This is a genomic window from Novosphingobium sp. HNCC26DJ243 (assembly GCF_057180545.1).
In genome coordinates, this window is sequence record NZ_JBXUGN010000003.1 from 1 (window position 1) to 19,429 (window position 19,429).

16 protein-coding genes are annotated in these 19,429 nt (G+C 63.8%); 10 read left to right on the top strand and 6 right to left on the bottom strand.

Annotation, left to right across the window (positions count from 1 at the left end; translation table 11 throughout):
- Window positions 1–86: 86 nt before the first annotated feature.
- From AC2A04_RS10315 to AC2A04_RS10340, 6 genes are all read left to right on the top strand, one after another.
- Window positions 87–2,105: a lytic transglycosylase domain-containing protein gene (locus AC2A04_RS10315; RefSeq protein ID WP_484212258.1), complete on the top strand. Its 2,019-nt coding sequence runs from the start codon at window positions 87–89 to the stop codon at window positions 2,103–2,105.
- A gap of 67 nt (window positions 2,106–2,172) precedes the next feature.
- The gene (locus AC2A04_RS10320) at window positions 2,173–3,708 is read left to right on the top strand and encodes a hypothetical protein (RefSeq protein WP_484212259.1); all 1,536 of its coding nucleotides are present in this window, start codon (window positions 2,173–2,175) and stop codon (window positions 3,706–3,708) included.
- Between the two features lie 55 nt (window positions 3,709–3,763).
- Window positions 3,764–4,255: a transcription elongation factor GreB gene (gene greB, locus AC2A04_RS10325; RefSeq protein WP_484212260.1), complete on the top strand. Its 492-nt coding sequence runs from the start codon at window positions 3,764–3,766 to the stop codon at window positions 4,253–4,255.
- An 11-nt stretch (window positions 4,256–4,266) separates the two neighbouring features.
- Window positions 4,267–4,896 (top strand): phosphoglycerate mutase family protein, encoded by a 630-nt coding sequence (locus tag AC2A04_RS10330; protein ID WP_484212261.1) that lies wholly within the window; start codon window positions 4,267–4,269, stop codon window positions 4,894–4,896.
- Window positions 4,896–5,075, top strand: a complete 180-nt coding sequence (locus AC2A04_RS10335; protein ID WP_484212262.1) for a DUF4169 family protein — start codon at window positions 4,896–4,898, stop codon at window positions 5,073–5,075. Before AC2A04_RS10330 ends, AC2A04_RS10335 begins: the two co-directional genes overlap by 1 nt.
- Entirely contained in the window at window positions 5,072–5,563 is a 492-nt protein-coding gene (locus AC2A04_RS10340; RefSeq protein ID WP_484212263.1) for a hypothetical protein, read from the top strand. The genes AC2A04_RS10335 and AC2A04_RS10340 overlap by 4 nt, the downstream gene beginning before the upstream one ends.
- Window positions 5,564–5,624: 61 nt before the next feature.
- On the opposite strand, the gene AC2A04_RS10345 is transcribed toward AC2A04_RS10340, so the two are convergent.
- The gene (locus AC2A04_RS10345) at window positions 5,625–6,296 is read right to left on the bottom strand and encodes an outer membrane protein (RefSeq protein ID WP_484212264.1); all 672 of its coding nucleotides are present in this window, start codon (window positions 6,294–6,296) and stop codon (window positions 5,625–5,627) included.
- 247 nt (window positions 6,297–6,543) lie between these two features.
- Between AC2A04_RS10345 and rlmN the strand changes: the two genes are divergently transcribed.
- Window positions 6,544–7,854, top strand: coding sequence for a 23S rRNA (adenine(2503)-C(2))-methyltransferase RlmN (rlmN, locus tag AC2A04_RS10350; protein ID WP_484212672.1), 1,311 nt, complete (start codon window positions 6,544–6,546; stop codon window positions 7,852–7,854).
- Window positions 7,855–7,870: 16 nt separating this feature from the next.
- Here the strand turns inward: rlmN and AC2A04_RS10355 are convergent, their stop codons facing one another.
- On the bottom strand, window positions 7,871–10,561 hold the full coding sequence (locus AC2A04_RS10355; protein WP_484212265.1) for an EAL domain-containing protein: 2,691 nt from the start codon (window positions 10,559–10,561) through the stop codon (window positions 7,871–7,873).
- 114 nt (window positions 10,562–10,675) lie between these two features.
- On the opposite strand from AC2A04_RS10355, the gene AC2A04_RS10360 reads away from it, so the two are divergent.
- From AC2A04_RS10360 to AC2A04_RS10370, 3 genes are all read left to right on the top strand, one after another.
- Window positions 10,676–11,476 carry an alpha/beta fold hydrolase gene (locus AC2A04_RS10360; RefSeq protein ID WP_484212266.1) on the top strand — a complete coding sequence of 267 codons (801 nt, stop codon included), beginning with the start codon at window positions 10,676–10,678 and terminating at the stop codon, window positions 11,474–11,476.
- A gap of 91 nt (window positions 11,477–11,567) precedes the next feature.
- Window positions 11,568–12,872 carry an FAD-dependent oxidoreductase gene (locus AC2A04_RS10365; RefSeq protein ID WP_484212267.1) on the top strand — a complete coding sequence of 435 codons (1,305 nt, stop codon included), beginning with the start codon at window positions 11,568–11,570 and terminating at the stop codon, window positions 12,870–12,872.
- 109 nt (window positions 12,873–12,981) lie between these two features.
- Window positions 12,982–14,730, top strand: a complete 1,749-nt coding sequence (locus tag AC2A04_RS10370; RefSeq protein ID WP_484212268.1) for an N-acyl-D-amino-acid deacylase family protein — start codon at window positions 12,982–12,984, stop codon at window positions 14,728–14,730.
- 6 nt (window positions 14,731–14,736) lie between these two features.
- On the opposite strand, the gene AC2A04_RS10375 is transcribed toward AC2A04_RS10370, so the two are convergent.
- From AC2A04_RS10375 to fabD, 4 genes are all read right to left on the bottom strand, one after another.
- Window positions 14,737–16,173, bottom strand: coding sequence for a methyl-accepting chemotaxis protein (locus tag AC2A04_RS10375; protein WP_484212269.1), 1,437 nt, complete (start codon window positions 16,171–16,173; stop codon window positions 14,737–14,739).
- A gap of 192 nt (window positions 16,174–16,365) precedes the next feature.
- Window positions 16,366–17,493, bottom strand: coding sequence for a DNA polymerase III subunit beta (gene dnaN / locus AC2A04_RS10380; protein ID WP_484212270.1), 1,128 nt, complete (start codon window positions 17,491–17,493; stop codon window positions 16,366–16,368).
- Window positions 17,494–17,682: 189 nt separating this feature from the next.
- Entirely contained in the window at window positions 17,683–18,447 is a 765-nt protein-coding gene (gene fabG, locus AC2A04_RS10385; RefSeq protein WP_484212271.1) for a 3-oxoacyl-[acyl-carrier-protein] reductase, read from the bottom strand.
- Between the two features lie 4 nt (window positions 18,448–18,451).
- Complete coding sequence (gene fabD / locus AC2A04_RS10390; protein ID WP_484212272.1) at window positions 18,452–19,387, bottom strand: ACP S-malonyltransferase; 936 nt, start codon at window positions 19,385–19,387, stop codon at window positions 18,452–18,454.
- Window positions 19,388–19,429: the final 42 nt, after the last annotated feature.

Genomic DNA, 19,429 nt, shown 5'->3' on the forward strand with positions numbered 1-19,429 from the left:
TTGCCGCATGGTCGCTATCTGCAAAACATGCGGTGTCAAACCCACGGGGGGTCTGTTCAGCGCCTGATAAGGAGCCGGTCCATAGTATGTCCCGCATGGACGTGAAAGCCTTGATCTTGCGTTGGGGCGTCGCCGGAGTTCTGCTCCAGACGCTTGCTGCCTCCAGCGCGGTGCATGCCAACAGTGCCGATGGAACCGACGGTGCCGATTGGGACCGCGCGCGTGCGAATCTCGTCGCCAGCCAAGGTGGGCCGATGATGAACGCGGTTGAGCGCTGGAAGCTGCTCGGCTCATCCAATCGCTTCGGCTTTGCGGACTATTCGACCTTCGTCCTGTCCTACCCCGGCTTCCCGGACGAGGAAAAGCTGCGCCGTTTTGCCGAAGGCGCGCTTGAGCGCGAGCCGGCAGATGCCTCGCGCCTCGTCGCCTATTTCGATCGCAAGCCTCCTCTGACCAATCCCGGCCGTGCGCAATATGCCCTTGCCCTGATGGCGATGGGCCGTCCTGAAGCGCGCGAATCCGCGCGTGCCGCATGGCGCGGCGGGCCGATGACCGACGCTGCCGAAAGCGCGCTGCTCAGTGCCTTTGGCCCCACCTTCTCTCTTGACGATCACGATGCGCGGATGGACGCGCTGCTGTGGTCGGGCGCGACCGATCAGGCGGCGCGCCAGCTCGTCTGGGTCAGCCCCGCACGCAAGCCCATCGACGCCGCGCGTCTTGCCGCGATGCAGGGTGGCGATCCCTATACGGCGTTGGGCGGCATGTCCTCGCCGCAGCTCAACAGTGATCCGGGCTTCGTCTTTCAGCGCGTGCGCCAGTTGCGCAAGTCGGGCCAGGGCCCGGCTGCGCGCGCCTTTCTCGCCTCGCGCCCGCTCCTTGCCCGCCAGCCGCTCGACCGTGAAAAATGGGTCGAGGAACTGCTGATAAATGCCCGCGCCGCCGCTTCTGCAGGCGATGGCCGCAGCGCCATGCGCATTGCTGCCGGGATCGACGACGCGTTCAACCCGGGAGAGGACGTCAGCCAGGCGAGCTTCGGCCTGCGCGATGATTACACCTCGCTGATGTGGCTGGGCGGAACGCAAGCCTGGTTCAATACCGGCGATTATGCCGGAGCTGCCCCGCTGTTCTGGCGCTATGGCGCTGCCGCCCGTACACCGGGCACGCGCTCCAAGGGCTTCTACTGGGCAGGACGCGCCGCCGCCCGGGCCGGACAGCAGGACGCAGCGCGCCGCTATTTCGAGATGGCCGCGCAATATGCCGACCAGTTCTATGGCCTGCTCGCGCTCGAGCGCCTTGGCCGTCCGGTACCGGCGTTCGCCAACGATTCCTCGGCGCAGATCCCGCCCGATGAACGCAGCCGCTTCTATGCCCAGCCGCTGACGCTGGCGGTGCGCGAGGTTGCCCGCAATGGCGACTGGCGCACCACGGTCCGCTTCTTCAAGGAAATCGCCGAACAGCAACAGAGCGAAGCGCAACACATGATGGTTGCGCAATTGGCGCGCGATCTGGGGCGCCGCGATCTTGGCGTCATCGTGGGTCAGGCCGCCGCCGCGCGCGGCTTTCTCGATTTTCAGCACATCGCCTTCCCGCTGATCCCCGTGCCGCCGGGGCACGAGGCGAAGTGGACGATGATTCACGCGATCAGCCGGCAGGAAAGCCAATTTGCGCAGAATGCGGTCAGCCATGCCGGTGCGCGCGGACTGATGCAGCTGATGCCGGGAACGGCCAACGAGCAGGCAGGCAAGCTCGGCCTGTCGTATAACGCCTCGGCGCTCACCGAGGATGCGAGCTACAACATCCGCCTCGGCTCGGGCTATTTCCAGCGCATGCTCGACTACTACGGCGGCTCCTGGCCGCTTGCCGTGGCCGCCTACAATGCGGGCGCCGGCAACGTGAACAAGTGGCTGCGCGCCAACGGCGATCCGCGAAACGGCGGCGTGGACTGGATCGACTGGATGGAGCGCATCCCGCTTTCCGAGACCCGCAACTATGTCCAGCGCGTTCTGGAAAACGCAGTGGTCTATGAAGCGATGAACCCTCAATATGCCAGCTATCGAGGTCCGAACCCGATGAGCCGGTTCATCGGAAAGCGCGATCCGGGGTAAGCGCTGATCGCTGCCAATTGGCCAGTATTCACCGCTCCATAACACATCGCCGCTATCCCCATGCGCGATGCAGCACACGTTCGTATCCGATGCGGTCGGCACTCCAGATGCCTCCGGCCAGACATTGCGCCAACGCGCCTTGCACCTTTGCCTCGGTGTTGTCGCGGTTGCGCTGCTGTGGGCGTTGCTGTTCTGCATCGGCACGCGCGGCCCGTGGTATGACGAGTTCTACACCTGGTACGTGACCGGACCACAGTTCACCGTGCGCGAGGCGTTTGCGCACCACTGGCTTGCCGACAATCACCCACCGCTGTTCTACATGCTCGTCCGCGCCGCGCGCGCGGTGCCGGGTGAAATCGAAGACTTGCGTCTTGTCAACGCCGCGATCGGCATGATCGCGTTCGTCAGTGCCGGCTTTGCCCTGCGCGGCGACCGGCGCACGGCAGCGTTCGCGGCGATCATGTTCATGTTCATCGCCTCGCAGCGCGCGACGCTGCTCTATGGCGCGGAACTGCGCTCCTACTTCCTGTCGCTCTGCGCCACGGGGCTGCTGGTGACCGGCCTGACCGCGCTCTACCGCAACGGACGCACCGGAAGCCGCTTTGCCCGCATCATTCTGGCCGCGGCAATCGTGCTGGCGTTCAACATCCACATCGTCACCACGCTGGTCAGCGGCTTGGTGATAGCACCGTTCCTTGCCGCATTCCTGCTCCAGCGCAATTTCGCCGCCTTTCGCGCCGTTTTCTATCCAGCGATCGCTTCTGGCGTTTTGTTCCTCGGCGTCACCGCGCTCCAGCTTCCGCTATGGGAGGCCAACACCCGCACGTTCTGGATCACGCCCGGGTTCACCGCAGGATGGCTGACCATCCGAATCACCGCGCAGCGCGTGATCGAGGCCAACCCGGTCATTGCCATTCTCGGCACGATCGGCCTCGTCATGCTGCTGGTACGGTGGCTGCGTAGGCGCGAGCGCAATCGCGACCTCGAAGCGGCAGTCCTGCTCGGCATCGGTGGCCTGCTTGCGGTGGCTTCGCTGCTGGCGATCCATTGCTGGCGGCCGTTCGTGATCGAGAAGTATCTCACCTGCCTGATCCCGGTTCTCGGCATGGCGACGGCGATCGGCATGGAAAAGGTGCTGCGCCAGCTTTCCGCAAACATTGCGGCGCTTCAGCTTCTCCTCGCGGCAGCCGTGAGCCTTTACGCCATGAACGTCGCGCGCGTGGAAACCGCGACTGCCCGCAGCTGGGAAGGCACCGCCGTGGCCATTGGCGGGATCGTTGCGCAATGTCCCGACACCGCGGTCCATGTCGATCCGCGCTGGAACGACGAGGTTGTGCGTACCCCGCCTGCGGACAACGCGCCTGCGGTTGCCGCAGCCTATCGCTTCATGGCGCAGCGCCACGATTTCACGCTTGAACCAGCAACCTCGCGCCGCGTTTCGGCCCGCTGCCCGACCGTGTTCTGGGCCGAACATGACACGCGCCGCCTCTATGATGCACCGATGATCCTCACCCACGAACGGGCGAAGGGCTTTGCCATTAGCGAAGTGTCGCAGACCCGCATTGGCGATGGGTGGATGGCGATCTCCTCGCCTATCCGCTGAATGCCTGCCCACTGACAATTGCGCTTGGCCGGCCCGCGCTTTAGAGCGTCGGGCAATGAAACCCGATGGCCATCCGATCACGCCTGCAGGCCTTGCCGCCTTGCGCGCCCGATACGATCACCTGCTCGGCACCGAGCGCCCCGCCATCGTCGAGATCGTCAGCTGGGCCGCCGGCAACGGCGATCGCAGCGAGAATGGCGATTACCTTTACGGCCGCAAGCGCATGCGCGAGATCGACCGTGAACTGGCATTTCTCGCCCGCCGCATGAAGGCCTCGCGCGTGATCGATCCGGCCAGCCAGGAAGACCGCAGCCGCGTGCTGTTCGGCGCGACGGTGGAGATCGCCGACGAGGACGACAACCGCCGCACGCTGACGCTTGTCGGCGATGACGAGCAGGATGCCGCCAAGGGCCTGATCGGCTGGAGCGCCCCTATCGCTCGAGCCCTGCGCGGTGCGCGGGTGGGCGACTTACGCGTGGTGCGCTTGCCATCGGGCGAAAAGGAATGGGAAATCATGGCCGTTTCCTATCCCGATGCCGCAGGGTAAAGGCTAGCGCCATGAAAAGCGGTCGCTTCTACATCATGCGCCACGGCGAGACGGTGTTCAACGCCGCCGCGCGCCTGCAATCCAATTCGATGCATACGCCGCTCACCAGGCAGGGCTTCGAGCAGGCCGTCGCCATGGGCTGCGCTCTGCGCCGCGAACTGGGCGAGCGGCCGCAGGTCACGCTGCACATTTCCGATACGGGCCGCGCACTGCAGACCGCTGCATTGATCGCCGAGGAACTGTGGATCGACTGGTTCGCCGGTCGTCGCACGATGGACCTCAAGGAGATCGACATGGGCTCGTGGTGCGGGCGGTCCTACAGCGATGTCGAGGATGAAGTCGGCTCGATCGTGGTCGAGGACCACCTACTGCGACCCGCCCCGGATGGCGAGGACTATCGGATGATAGCCGCGCGCCTGAACCACTGGCTCGATGACCTGGGCGATCCGGGCGGTGACCACATTGTCGTCATGCACGGCATTTCAAGCCGCGTGTTGCGCGGGATCATGGCAGACTATCCGATCCATCCGGTGCACGGCGCACCAATCGCGCCCTCGCTGGTACAGGGCTCGATCGCCTTGGTCGAAGGCGGAACCGAGCGCACGCTGTTCGGCGCGACCCGCGGGATCGAGCACGCTTGATGGCCGAGATCATCAATCTGCGCATGGCGCGCAAGGCAATGGCACGTGCCACGCAAGCGGCCGACGCCGATGCCAACCGGGCCAGGTTCGGCCGCACAAAGGCCGAGAAGATGCGTGACCGCATCGAGGCCGAGCGCGCCGCGCGCATTCTCGACGGCGCACGCAGGGACGAGCCATGAAGCGCGCGGTTGCCGCCATGGCGATGGCGCTGTCACTTGCCGGAACCGCCATGGCGCGCGACAGCCTCGGCGTATTCTCGACTTGGGGCGCTTTTCGCGATCCTGCCATTCCGCGCTGCTATGCGATAGCTATGCCGGAAAAGGCGCTGGGCCGCTCGCAGGACTTCCAGCCCTATTTCACGGTCGGCTTCTGGCCCGGTCGCGCCATCCGTAGCGCGGTGCACGTGCGCCTGCCAAGCAGGCTTTCCCCTGGCTCGAAAGTCATCGTTTCGTTTCCCGAGGCAAACTTCGCGCTGCAGACGGGCCAAGCCGACGCGTGGCCTGCGGACCAGACGACCAACGCAGGCATTCTTGCCCAGATGCGCAGTGCGCGTTCGATGATCGTGATTGCCCGTGGCGCTGATGGCCGCACCGTGCGGGATCGCTACGCGCTCGACGGCGCCGGTTCAGCCATGGACGCTGCCGCGCTGGGCTGCGCCCGCCGATAGCGCACAAGAAAAGGGCGAGCCTCGCGGCCCGCCCTTCCCTGATCGCATTCGCTAGGACGAATTAGAAGCGGATGCCCACGCCTGCCGTAACCGAGTGACGGTCGGTGTCGATGTTGAAGCGGCTCGAATCCGGCGTCTGGCCGTTGAAATCGAATTCCGCGTCCGTGTAGTTCGCGTATTTGTACTCGAGCTTCACGAAGGCATTCGAACCGACCTTCTGCTCGACGCCGGCACCAACGCGGTAGCCGTCGGTGTCAAGACGCTGGCGCAGGTTGGTCGTGCCGTCGGTGCCCTGAAGGTTGAAGCGCGCGTTGCTGTAGCCGCCCTTCACGTAGACCATCGTCGAAGGCGACATGGCGTAGCCGAGGCGACCGCCGAAGTAGTACTGGCGACCGGCATCGACGCGGCCGAGGTTGAACACCGTCGGTTCGTCGTTGTTGTAATCGCGGCTGGCGCTGCTGTCGGTGATTTCAGCTTCGGCGCCCACGACGAGGTTGGTGCCCAGCGGGATGTCATAGCCGACTGCGCCGCCGTATTCGACGCCGTCGATCGACTGCTTGATGTCACGATCGGTGTCGATGTCTTCGCTGCTGCCCGAGCGGATGTGGTCATAACCGACCAGCGCCTCGGCGTGGAAGCCGCTGAACGCTTCGGCAGGGGTTGCATCCTGCGCAAAGGCAGGTGCTGCGGCCAGGGCAGTCCCGGCGGCGAGAATTGCGACGATCTTTTTCATGTCAAACTCCATTCAACCATTCCCTGCCGCGAACTCCGCAATCGAATTGTGCGTTGCGGTGCGACAGTCCCCCACCAAATGGCCGAGCGTCGATCCAGTTTCCTGAACCTCAGACAACAAGAAACTGTGGCAAATCAGCCACATTTAACGCGACGAACCGATGCGCGTCGCCGACGAGTTTCGGGAACTCGTGCCGCATTGCGGCATTCGCGCGTGCCCGTTTGCGCGGCCGCGTCTGAGCCCCTATATGCGCGCCATGCAGTCCCCGACCGAACACTCTCGCGAACCCGCCGCGCACATGGCCATTCCGGGCCACATCGATCCCGTCCCCGTTCCGCGCGAGGTCACACCGCGCGACGACGGGCGGATCGATCTCATCGGTCTGCCCCGGAAGCAGATTGCCGAGATCTTCGCTTCGGCCGGGCTCGATGCCAAGGCGGCGAAGCTGCGCGCAAAGCAGGTGTACCACTGGCTCTATCATCGCGGCGTCACCGATTTCGAAGCGATGACCGACATTGCCAAGACGATGCGCCCATGGCTCGCGGACCGCTTCGTCATCGGTCGGCCCGAGATCGTCGAGGCGCAGGTCTCGACCGACGGAACGCGCAAGTGGCTGCTGCGGACTGCCGATGCCCATGATTTCGAGATGGTGTTCATTCCCGATGCCGATCGCGGAACTCTGTGCGTTTCCAGCCAGGTCGGCTGCACGCTCAACTGCCGCTTCTGCCACACTGGCACCATGCGGCTGGTGCGCAATCTGACGCCGGGTGAGATCGTCGGGCAGGTCATGCTTGCGCGCGATGCGCTGGGCGAATGGCCCAAGGCCAACGAAGCTCGTAGCGGCACGATGGCGGGCCTCGATTTCGATGACGAGGACGAGGAAGCAGCAAGCGCTTACACTCCCGATGGCCGGCTGCTCACCAACATCGTGATGATGGGCATGGGCGAGCCGCTCTACAATTTCGACAACGTGCGCGATGCACTGCGCCTCGTCATGGACGGCGATGGCCTTGCGCTCTCGAAGCGCCGCATCACGCTTTCGACCAGCGGCGTCGTGCCAATGATGGCGCGGGCGGGCGAAGAAATCGGCGTAAACCTGGCCGTCTCGCTCCACGCGGTCACCAAGGACGTGCGCGACGAGATCGTGCCGATCAACCGCAAGTACGGCATCGACGAACTGCTGCAGGCTTGCGCCGACTATCCCGGCGCGTCCAACGCACGGCGCATCACGTTTGAATACGTCATGCTGAAGGACAAGAACGACAGCGACGCGGATGCTCGCGAACTGGTCCGCCTGATCAAGCAGTACAAGCTGCCCGCCAAGGTCAACCTGATCCCGTTCAACCCGTGGGACGGCGCGGTCTACGAATGCTCGAGCCCCGAGCGCATCAAGCGTTTTGCGGAGATTGTGTTCGAAGCGGGTATCAGCGCGCCGGTCCGCACCCCGCGCGGACGCGATATCGACGCTGCCTGCGGCCAGCTCAAGACCGCTGCTGAAAAGAAGAGCCGAGCCGAACTCGATCGTCTTGCCGAGGAAAAACTCGCCGCGCTGGGGTGAGCGCTAAAAGGTCGGGTCAGCCGACCTTGCGTTGCACGATGATGTCGTTTTCCGGGGCCGCCATGCGCCCTGCGACGGCTGAAATGCGGCCGCTTTCATCGGTGCGCAGCGGGAGAGAGAACTCCACGCCCATGCGGTCGTCGTTAGACCAGCGGCAGGTTGCGGTGACGACGTGGTTGTCCGCCAGCTGCACGCGGAAGATCGTGCCAGCCGGAACGTTCCACAGGCCTTCGATCAGGGCACCGGTCTGGCTGATGTTGCGGATCATCGCGTTGTAGTTGTGTCCGCCATGGTCGAGAACGACCTTGCGCAGCATCGACTGGCGTGCCGCGCGTGAAGAGCGCGGCCCCTGGGCGATCGCGATCAATCCGGTGGATAGCCGCGCGGCGGCATTCATTGCCGAGAGCGGGCGCTCATAGATGTAGCCCTGCACATGGCTGCACCCGAGCATGCGCACAAGGTCGAGCTCGTCCAGCGTCTCCACGCCTTCGGCGGTCGTTTCCATGCCGAGCGCCTCGGCAAGGCTGACGATCGAGGCGATGATCGCCCCGTTTCGACTGCCTGGCTGGGTCGCGCCGCGCACGAACGACTGATCAATCTTGATCTTGTCGAACGGCGCCGACCGCAGGTAGCCGAGCGAAGAATAGCCGGTGCCGAAATCGTCGAGCGCGAGGCGCACGCCGATTGCCTTCAACGACTTGAACATCTGGTCGGTGCCCTCGTCATTGTTGAGGAACACGCTTTCGGTAATTTCAAGCTCAAGCCGCTCTGCCGCAACCTGCGCGCTGGCCAGAGCACTCGTCACCACCGCAGGCAGAGTGGGATTGGCGAACTGCAGCGGCGAGACGTTGACCGCCACGCGCACGTTTTCTGGCCATTTTGCAAGATCCAGGCACGCAGTGCGCAGCGCCCATTCGCCGATCTGCGCGATCAGGCCAGTGTCTTCGGCCACGGGAATGAAACGAGCCGGGCTGATCCAGCCTTGCTGCGGGTGATTCCAGCGCAGAAGCGCCTCGAAACCGGTGATCTTCTCGGTCGCGGTCTGCACGACCGGCTGGTAATAGAGTTCCAGACCGCCGCTCGAAATCGCATCGCGCAGGTCTTCTTCCATCTGTCGACGCTCTTCGGCATCGCTGTGAAGGTCGGCTGCGTAGAAGTGATAGCGTCCACGGCCGCCATCCTTGGCGGCGTAGAGCGCAAGGTCGGCGTTGCGGATCAGCGCCTCGCTGGTCATGCCGTCATCGGGCGCAATCGCGATACCGACCGACGCGCCGATCATCACGCGGCTGCCCTCGATCGAATAGGGCTGCGAAAGACTCTCGATCACGCGCGCGGCAAGGTGGCCAAGTTGCTCACGCTCGATCTTGCCGGGCAGGATCACCTGAAACTCGTCGCCCCCGAGGCGTCCGACGCGGCCCATCTTGCCAACCACGCGTTCAAGCCGCTGCGCAACCTGCTTCAGCAGCGCGTCACCGGCGGGGTGGCCCAGCGTATCGTTGACCTGCTTGAAGCGGTCGAGATCGAGCAGGAACACCGAGCAGGCGCGGTGATGCACTTGCGGAGCCAGCAGGATCTTTTCGAGTGTCTGCGACATCCGGAAGCGGTTGGACAGCCCGGTCAGCGAATCGAAATGCGCAAGCCGCGAGGCATGTTCCTGCGATCGGCGCTTTTCGGTCAAATCGGTGCCCGAGCCGCGAAAGCCCGTGAAATTGTTGAACGTGTCGTATGTCGGGCGTCCGGTGATCGACCACCAGCGCTCTTCGTCGCTGGCGGCGGCACGCACCGCAAGCTCGCTGAAACTCGAACGCGCGGAAAGGTGGAAGGCCAGCGTGCGTTCGCCCTCGCCCGATTGTTCGGAAAGGTTGAAAAGCTCGGAAAATGGCCGACCGAGCATATCCTCGACTTTGCGACCGATCGTTTCCGCTACGCGCGCCGAAAGATACGTCAACTGCCCGCGCCGGTCTGTTTCCCAGAACCAGCCCTGGCCGGTCTCCTCGTAGTCGGACAAGATTTCCTGCGCGCGCGTCTGCGCCCGCTGGCTGGTTTCCGTCGCCTCGCGCGTCAGCAGATCGATCTTGCGCTGGCGCAGATAAGCGGCCGAAGCGATCGCCACACCGAGCAGGAGGGCGAGATAGCCCCCAACGGTGCTGGAGACACAGGTGACCCCGGCCCAGATCGCTACTTGCGCGGCAAGCACCGCAACCAGGCGCCCCGATTGAATGACCGTTGCCAGAAGTGCCATCGTTGCCACCACGACAAGGCAATGGAACCACTGGAATTGCCCGGAACTTCCCAAGAACCCGAGGCCCGAGCCAAACAGGAACATCGGCAACGCGACGGCGATTCCCATGAGAGCCATGCGCTTGCCGGTTTCCAGCGAGCGATCACGCTCCTTGCGGATGGCAATCTGCGAGAAATGGGTCGCGCCGGCCGCCAGAACCATCAGGAGCAGTGCAAGCACGCCCGGCACGGCCATGTTCAGCAGACCGAGCCCGATTGGCGCCAGCAACATCGGGACCGCGAGTCGGGGCCATTCGGGCGCAATCATGCGGTTGCCGGTGTCATCTCCCAGCAGGAAGCTTTCACCAGCCTCCCGCCCGTCGCCGTTTACGGAAACTTGCGTACCCCTGTCGCGTCGCCGCGTGCGCGCAAAATCGCCGCCAGTAGTGGCGATCCGAGCTGGTTCTGGAAGTTGTTGGGCGGACATGAGGAGCTACATGGAGCCCATGCATTTGAAAAAGCGTTAAGCATCCCGCCAATCAGGCGCTTTTGCTGCGCGTGCGAAGGTGGTAGGCCTGCGGTGAAAAGGTAAAGCCATCTGATGAACAATGCTTCACAATCGATGATCGGCGTTGCGGGCCGCAGACTGCGCGTTGCACGCTGGCACGCGGGAGCGCAGGGACACCGACCCCTTGTCATGCTCAACGGCATCGGCATGAATGTCGAAATGCTCGCCCCGCTTGCAAGGGCAATGCCCGAACGCGAGGTTATCAGCTTCGACATGCCCGGCATCGGCCAGTCGCCCGATCCCATCGTCCCCTACACGATCCCCTGCATGGCGTTGACCATCGCCGCGCTGCTGGACCGTCTGGAAATCGAGACCGCCGATATCCTCGGTATAAGTTGGGGTGGAGCGCTGGCGCAGCAATTTGCCTTTCAGCACCGGGCGCGCACTGGCCGACTGGTTCTTGCGGCTACCGCTGCCGGAGCAACGATGGTGCCCGGCAATACGTCGATGCTCGCGCATCTGAGCGATCCGCGCGAATATACGGTTGAGCGCACCCTGCGTCGCAATCTCGCCTCGATCTACAATGGCGGTGGCGTTGGACGGGTTTCCCTGAATGCGGCCACCGCGCCCTCGCCGCTCGGCTTTTCCTATCAGATGGCTGCCTTCGCCACGTGGACCAGCCTGCCATTCCTGCCGCTTCTGTCGATGCCGGTGATGGTCATGGCCGATGACGACGACCAACTGGTCCCGCCGTCGAACGCGCATTTCCTCCACAACGCGATCCCGCAAAGCAGGATCGAGATGTTCCAGGGAGGCGGACACCTGTTCATGCTTTCGCATCAGGATCGCTTCATCGCGATCTTGCGCGATTTCCTCGACGAGAAGCCAGCCTAGGGCGGCCTATCACCGCTTTCCTTTTGCCGCCCTTGCGATAGCATCCCTGCAACAACCGGGTCCGGGACTCGGGGGTATGCAGGGAGAGGCTATGCGGCATATCGCGATTATCGGTTCGGGCCCCGCCGGTTACTACACTGCCGAGGCCGCCCAGAAACTCTGGGGTGACGATGTCCGGGTCGATATCTTCGATATGCTGCCGGTTCCCTACGGTCTGATCCGCACCGGCGTCGCGCCCGATCACCAGTCGATCAAGGGCGTATCGCGCCGTTACGAGCAGACCGCCCTGTCCGAAAACGTGCGGTTCGTCGGCAACGTGAAGGTCGGGCAGGACATCTCGATCGCCGAACTGCAATCGCTCTATGACGGGGTCGTCCTGGCCACCGGTGCCCCGCGCGATCGTCAGCTTGGCCTTCCGGGCGATCACCTTGCCAACGTCCACGGCAGCGCCGCATTCGTCGGCTGGTATAACGGCCACCCCGAATTCGCCGCGCTCGATCCCGATCTCTCGGGCCAGACCGCTGTCGTGATCGGCATGGGCAACGTCGCGCTCGACGTCACCCGCATACTGTCGAAGACGCGCGAGGAATTTGCCGGAAGCGACATCGTCGGCCACGCGCTCGAACGGCTGATGGCTTCGAAAATCCGGCGAATCATCGTGCTTGGCCGGCGCGGTCCGCACCAGATCATGATGACACCCAAGGAACTGGGCGAACTCGGCCATCTTGCACGCACAGCTCCTTGGGTCGATTCCAGGGACCTGCCCGAAGAGGCCGAGGATGCGCTGCTCGAACCGGGCATCCGCAAGTCGGTCACGCACTTGCGCTCGTTCGCGGCGATTCCGGAAAGCCACCGCGCCGATCTTCCGCTCGAGGTCGAATTCGATTTCTTCGCCGCGCCCCGAGCCTTTCTTGGCGAAGGTCGGGTCGAAGCCATCGAGGTCGAACGCACCAAGATCGAGGCGGGACGGGCCATCGGCACAGGCGAATTTTACGAGATTCCCGCCAGCCTTGTCGTTTCGTGCATCGGTTACCAGACCACACCGATCCCCGGCGTACCCTTCGATGAGCGCGCGGGCCGTTTCGCCAACGACGAGGGCCGCATTCTGCCGGGCCTCTATTGCGTCGGCTGGGCGCGTCGCGGACCCTCAGGCACGATCGGCACCAACCGCCCCGACGGCTTTGCGATCATCGAGACGATTGCCGCCGATATCGGCAATGGCGCGGGCAAGAAGGGTCGCCCCGGCTTTGATGCGTTGGCCGAGGAACGTGGCCTAGAAGTCGTGACTTTCCGCGACTGGAAGAAGATCGAGGAAGCCGAAGCCGCGCGTGCGCGGGAGGGTGCGCCACGCGAGAAGTTCGTCGATATCGCCGAAATGATCCGCGCGCGCGACTAGTCCTGATGGCAGTCGGGATTGACCCGATGCGCGAGAACTGACTTAATCGGACGGTTAACGTGACGGAGGGCCGACGAGTCGCTCCGCGCGATGGGAAGGAGCCTGTCCGATGCCTGCCTATGACATGATCATCCGCAACGGCACGATCGTCGATGGTAGTGGCGCGCCGCGCTTTATCGGCGACGTCGCGATCAAGAACGGCCTGATCGCCGCAGTCGGCACCGTTCGCGGCGATGCCGCCGAGGAAATCGACGCGACCGGCAGGATCGTGGCGCCTGGCTGGGTCGATATCCATACCCACTACGACGGCCAGGCGACATGGGATGCCGAAATGGCCCCGTCGTCATGGCACGGGGTCACAACCGTGGTCATGGGCAACTGTGGAGTCGGCTTCGCACCCGCAGCGCCCGACCGGCACGATTGGCTTATCGGCCTGATGGAAGGGGTCGAGGACATTCCCGGAACCGCACTTGCCGAAGGCATGACCTGGAACTGGGAGACATTTCCCGAATATCTCGACGCGCTAGAAGCGATGCCGCGTTCGGTGGATATCGGCACGCACGTGCCGCATGGCGCAGTGCGCGCCTATGTGCTGGGCGATCGCGAGAAGCCCGGTGCGATCCCGACGACCGACGACATCCGCAAGATGGCCGAAATCGTCGAGGAAGGCGTGCGCGCAGGCGCGCTCGGCTTTTCGACCAGCCGCACCGTGATCCACAAGTCGGTCGACGGTGAAGTCGTCCCCGGCACGTCTGCCACGGCCGAGGAACTGATCGAGATCGGCCGCGCCATGGGCCGCGTCGGGCACGGCGTGTTTGAAATGGCGTCGGACATGAAGCGTGAGTGGGACGAATTCGGCTGGATGGGCGCGATGAGCCGAGAAACAGGGCTGCCGGTGACTTATGCCGCCCTCCAGTCCATCGCCAAGGAAATGCCGCTCGACGAACAGATCGCCGAGATGCGCCGCCAGAATGCGCAAGGCGCCAACATTGTCGCGCAGATCGCACTGCGCGGAAACGGCGTGGTCATGGCATGGCAAGGCACCGTGCACCCGTTCCGCTTCCGCCCGAGCTACGCCGCGATTGCCGACCTGCCATGGGTCGAGCAACTGGCCCGGCTCAAGGACCCGGCATTCCGCGCGCAGGTTCTGTCCGAAGCCAATATCTATCCCGAAAGCGACATCATCGGCCTGTTGATGATGATTGGCCAGGGCTGGCACAACCAGTTCGTGATGGACGACGATTTCGATTACGAACCGCAGCCGCCGGCGAGCATCATGCTCCGTGCACAGGGCGCGGGCGTCTCGCCCGACGAATATGCCTACGACAAGCTGATGGAGAACGAGGGCACCGGCTTCATCTACCTGCCGATCCTCAACTATGCCCAGGGCAATCTCGATTTCCTCGAGGCGCTGCAGGATGCCGACGATACCGTCAATTCGCTATCGGACGGTGGTGCCCACTGCGGCACGATCTGCGATGCGGCGAGCCCCACGTTCATGCTCGAACACTGGGTGCGCGAACGCCGTCGCGGTGGCCGGATCAGCCTGGAACATGCGGTGAAGCGCCAATGTCACGACACGGCGCGGCTCTATGGCCTCGACGATCGCGGCATGATCGCGCCCGGCTATCTGGCCGACATCAACGTGATCGACTTCGACCGCGTGCGTCTGCTCAAGCCGTGGCTGGCGTTCGACCTGCCCGCAGGCGGCAAACGCCTTCTGCAAAAGGCCGAAGGCTATGACCTCACGATCAAGGGCGGCAAGATCACATTCCGCAACGGCGAATGGACCGGTGCGACACCGGGCGGCCTCATCCGGGGCCCGCAACGTGCAGACCTGATGGAAGCTGCCGAATAGCGTATTTTATGCGGCGTGACGTAACTGCCCCGGAGAGCTTGCCCCTTCGAGCCTGAAATTGGCGACCAGCGTCGACAGGCGCTGGGATTCGCTGGCAAGGCTGCGCGCAGCAGCAGTCGCTTCCTCGACCATCGCGGCGTTCTGCTGGGTCATCGTATCCATCTCGCGCACCGTCTCGCGTACTTGCCCGATGCTTACTGCCTGCTCGCTGGCCATGCGCGCAATGTTGCTGGCGAGTTCCGCGACATGGCCGACTTGCTCGACGATGATCGAGAAGGTGTTGCCGGTCTGACCGACCAGACTTACGCCGCGCTCGACTTGGGTCGAACTCGCACTGATAAGGGTCTTGATGTCGCGCGCGGCGTCCGCCGTGCGCTGGGCCAGCGCGCGCACTTCGGTCGCGACGACCGCAAATCCCCGTCCCGCATCGCCTGCGCGCGCCGCTTCGACCCCGGCGTTGAGCGCGAGCAGATTTGTCTGGAACGCGATTCCGTCGATCACGGAGATGATCTTGCCGATCTCCTGCGCCGACCCGTGAATGTCCTTCATCGCATCGACCGCTTCGCCAACCACCGATCCGCCCTTGAGCGCTTCGCCATGGGCCTGCTGAACCGAATCGTGCATGTGCGCGGCATCATCGGCCGAACTGCGTACGGTCGATGCCAGTGTGGTCATCGCCGCAGACGCTTCCTCGAGGCTTGCCGCTTGCTGCTCGGTGCGCCGGGCCAGATCGTCCGAAGCCTGCCGAATCTCTCGAGCCCCGACGCCAACGGCCATGGATGTCCGGGACACGTCACCCAGAGCGCTCGAAACCTGCCGGCGCATCCCGTCGAGATGCAATTGCAACTCGGCAAAGGCAGCGGGCAATTCCGGGACACTCGTTGCGAAATCACCTTCGGCCATGCCGCGCAAAGCGGCGCTGACCTCGTCGATAACCGCGACGCGCGCCGCCTCCTCCGCCTTGAAATAGGCCGAGATCGCGACTTCCATGTCGAGCAGCGCCATCTTGATCATCGAGCCTGCCGATCGCGCCTTGCGCTTCGCGCCGATCATCCCGCCCACGCCGGAAAACATCTGGTTCAGGATGTGTTCGAGCACCATCGCGTAAGCTCCGATGTACCAGCCGGGCTCCAATCCGATGCGCGCATGGACATTGCCGATCCTTTCGGCGCTCTCGAAGTAGGCCGTGTCGGCACGGCCGCGGAACATTCCCGCCCAATGCTCGATCTGCTTGTCGCGCGCGTGGTTCATGCCCGCGCGCGAGCCGAAGAACTTCGCAGTATCGGGCGTGCTGGCGATCTGGTCGTAAAGCCTGTCGAGCGCCGCCGGAGCATGCTTGTGCAGTGCTGCGGCGATGTCGGAGAACCGCGCGAAATCGGAATCACCGATATTGAAGAAGGCCAGCTTCTTCGCATTGTCCCGGTTAGCGGCGTTGGCGTCCATCAGCGATGCTCCTCTGTGTGAAGGAGAAATCGCATATCGAGGCTCAACAACCAGGAAACTTGAACCGGAGTGGTGCTACTGCACGCACGGTTATCACCGGTTAACTAATGATAGAGCAGGCGCCTGATCACGGAACTCGCTGTCAAATCTCGTAAACTTCCAGGCCTCGAACCTTATGAATATTTGCCTCGATCAGACGCGCATCGGCATAAGCACGTAAAGTGCCGGTGACTTGTCATCCTTGCGGATCAGCGTCGGCGCACCAGCATCGGCAAAGTGCAGTTCGACGGTATCACCATCGATCTGGCTCAGGATGTCCTTGAGATAGTTGGCGTTGAAGCCGATCTCGAAGCCCTGCGACGAATAGTCCGCCGCGATTTCTTCGGCTGCCGTGCCGTTGTCCGGGCTGGTTACCGAAAGCGTGACGCGATCGTTGTCGAGCGCCATCTTGACCGCACGCGTCTTTTCGGTGGCGATCGTCGCCACGCGGTCCACGCCCTCGAAGAACGAGCGCGGATCCAGGCGCAGCAGCTTGTCGTTGCCGGTCGGGATCACGCGGCTGTAATCGGGGAACGTGCCGTCGATCAGCTTGCTGGTCAGCACAACGCCATTCTCGCCGCCAAGCGTGAAGCGCACCTTGCTGGCGGAAAGATCGATCAGCACCGCTGTATCCAGCACTTCTTCCAGCAGCTTGCGCAGCTCGCCCACGCATTTGCGCGGCACGATCACGTCGGGCATGCCTTCGGCGCCTTCCGGGCGCGCGATGGTGAAGCGCGCGAGACGATGGCCGTCGGTCGCCGCAGCCTTCAGCACCGGCGTCTGCTCGTCGGAGACATGCAGGAAGATGCCATTGAGGTAGTAGCGCGTTTCCTCGGTGGAAATCGCAAAGCGCGTGCGGTCGATCAGCTCGGCCAGCGTGCGCGCGGGGATCTCGAAGCTTGTCGGCAGATCGCCTTCGACGATCACCGGGAAATCGTCACGCGGCAGCGTCGGCAGCTGGAAGCGGCTGCGCCCGGCCTTGACGATCATGCGGTTGTCCGCTGTCTCGATGCTTACCTGGCTGCCATCGGGCAGCTTGCGCGCAATGTCGAACAGCAGGTGCGCCGAGACCGTGATCGCGCCCGCGGATTCGACCGATACAGCTGCCATCGATTCGATGATCTGAAGATCAAGGTCGGTCGCCATCAGGCGCACGCGGCTGTCGGGCGATGCTTCGATCAGCACGTTCGACAGGATCGGAATGGTGTTGCGGCGTTCGACCACCGACTGGACGTGGGACAGGCAGCGCAGCAGCGTCGCGCGTTCAATCGTCGCCTTCATTTCGTCTCGATCCCCCCAGGGAACGGGCCCAGGCCCTTCCCCGTGCGTTGACTCAAAGGCCGAGGAATCATGATCCCCGGCGTACGGTTCGGACCATCTGTCTTAACGCGAGGGCGAGACGCGGCAAGCGCCAGTCCCGCCCTATTGCCCTAAGCTGGGGATAAAAGCCCTGTCAGGTAGCGAATCCGGTCAGGAAATCATCGCCATGCCGCCATTCACGTGCAGCGTCTGCCCCGTGACGTAGCCCGCTTCCTTCGAAGCAAGATAAGCGACGGCTGCTCCGATATCCGATCCCTCGCCCATCCGGCCCATCGGAATGCGCGCGTTGAGCGCATCCTTCTGGCCATCGGGCAGCACCTCGGTCATCGCCGTGCGGATAAAACCGGGGGCGACGCAGTTGACCGTCACGTTGCGGCTGGCCAGTTCCTGCCCGAGCGACTTCGACATGCCGACGAGGCCTGCCTTGGCCGCGGCATAGTTCACCTGCCCCGGATTGCCGGTCGCGCCGACCACGCTGGTGATCGTCACGATGCGCCCGAAGCGCGCCTTCATCATCGGCTTGGTTGCCGCACGCATCAGGCGGAACGCGGCCTCGAGGTTCACGCGGATGACCGCGTCCCATTCCTCGTCCTTCATCCGCATCGTCAGATTGTCGCGCGTGATGCCTGCGTTGTTCACGAGGATATCGAGCTTGCCCAGCGTATCGAGCGCGGCAGGCACCAGATGCTCGACCTGCTCGGTGTTTGAAAGGTCGCAGGTGATCTCGACGTGATCGTGCCCGTAAGTGTCGTTCAATTCCTCGCGGAAGGCGCGCAGCTTGGCCGGATTTGTACCGGAAAGCGCCAGCCGCGCACCCTGCTGTGCAAGCGCATGGCAGATCGCCGAGCCGATGCCACCAGCGGCCCCGGTTACCAGCGCAGTCATCCCGCTAAGATCAAAAAGACGGTTTTCCATGACGTCAAAGCTCCTTCAGGATGTTTTCGATATCGGCCATGCCGATCACGCTGGTCACGGCAACGTCGCCTGCCGAGCGGGTAATCATCGGGCCGAGCACCTTGCCGCCCAGTTCGACGAACTGTTCGACGCCCGCAGCCTTCATCGCGATCGCGCTCTCGCGCCAGCGTACGCGGCCTGTGACCTGTTCGACCAGCAGGCGCTTCACTTCGGCGGGATCCGTCACCACCGAGGCCGTGACATTGGCGAACAGCGCCACCCGCAGCGATCCGGGCGGCGTCTTCTCGAAAGCCTCGGCCATGGCATCGGCAGCGGGCTGCATCAGCGGGCAGTGGAAGGGTGCTGAAACCGGCAGTAGAACGCCGCGCTTGATGCCGTGATCCTTGACCATCGCCACCGCGCGTTCGATCGCGGCCTTGTGGCCCGAAAGCACGACCTGCGTCGGGTCATTGTCGTTGGCTACGGTGCAGACCTCGCCTTCAGCAGCCGCTTCGGCAAGGGCCGTGGCCTTCTCGATGTCGGCACCCAGCAGTGCGCACATCGCGCCAAGTCCGACGGGAACCGCTGCCTGCATCGATTGCCCACGCAGCTTGAGCAGCCGTGCCGTATCGCCCAGGCCGAATGCGCCTGCAGCACAAAGCGCGGTGTATTCGCCGAGGCTATGCCCGGCGACGAAGTCCGCCTTGTCGGCGAGCGCGATGCCACCTTCCTTTTCGAGCACGCGCAGCACGGCAATGGCATTGGCCATGATCGCGGGCTGGGCATTCTCGGTCAGGGTCAGCGCGTCTTCAGGGCCATCTTTCATGATCTGGAACAGCTTCTGGCCCAGCGCATCGTCGACTTCCTCGAAGACCTCGCGCGCAACCGCGCTGGCTTCGGCAAGCTCCACACCCATGCCGATCTTCTGGCTGCCCTGCCCCGGAAAAACGAATGCCCGCATCACACTCTCCACTCTCGCGCCCCTTGGTGGGGCCGCGCCCTA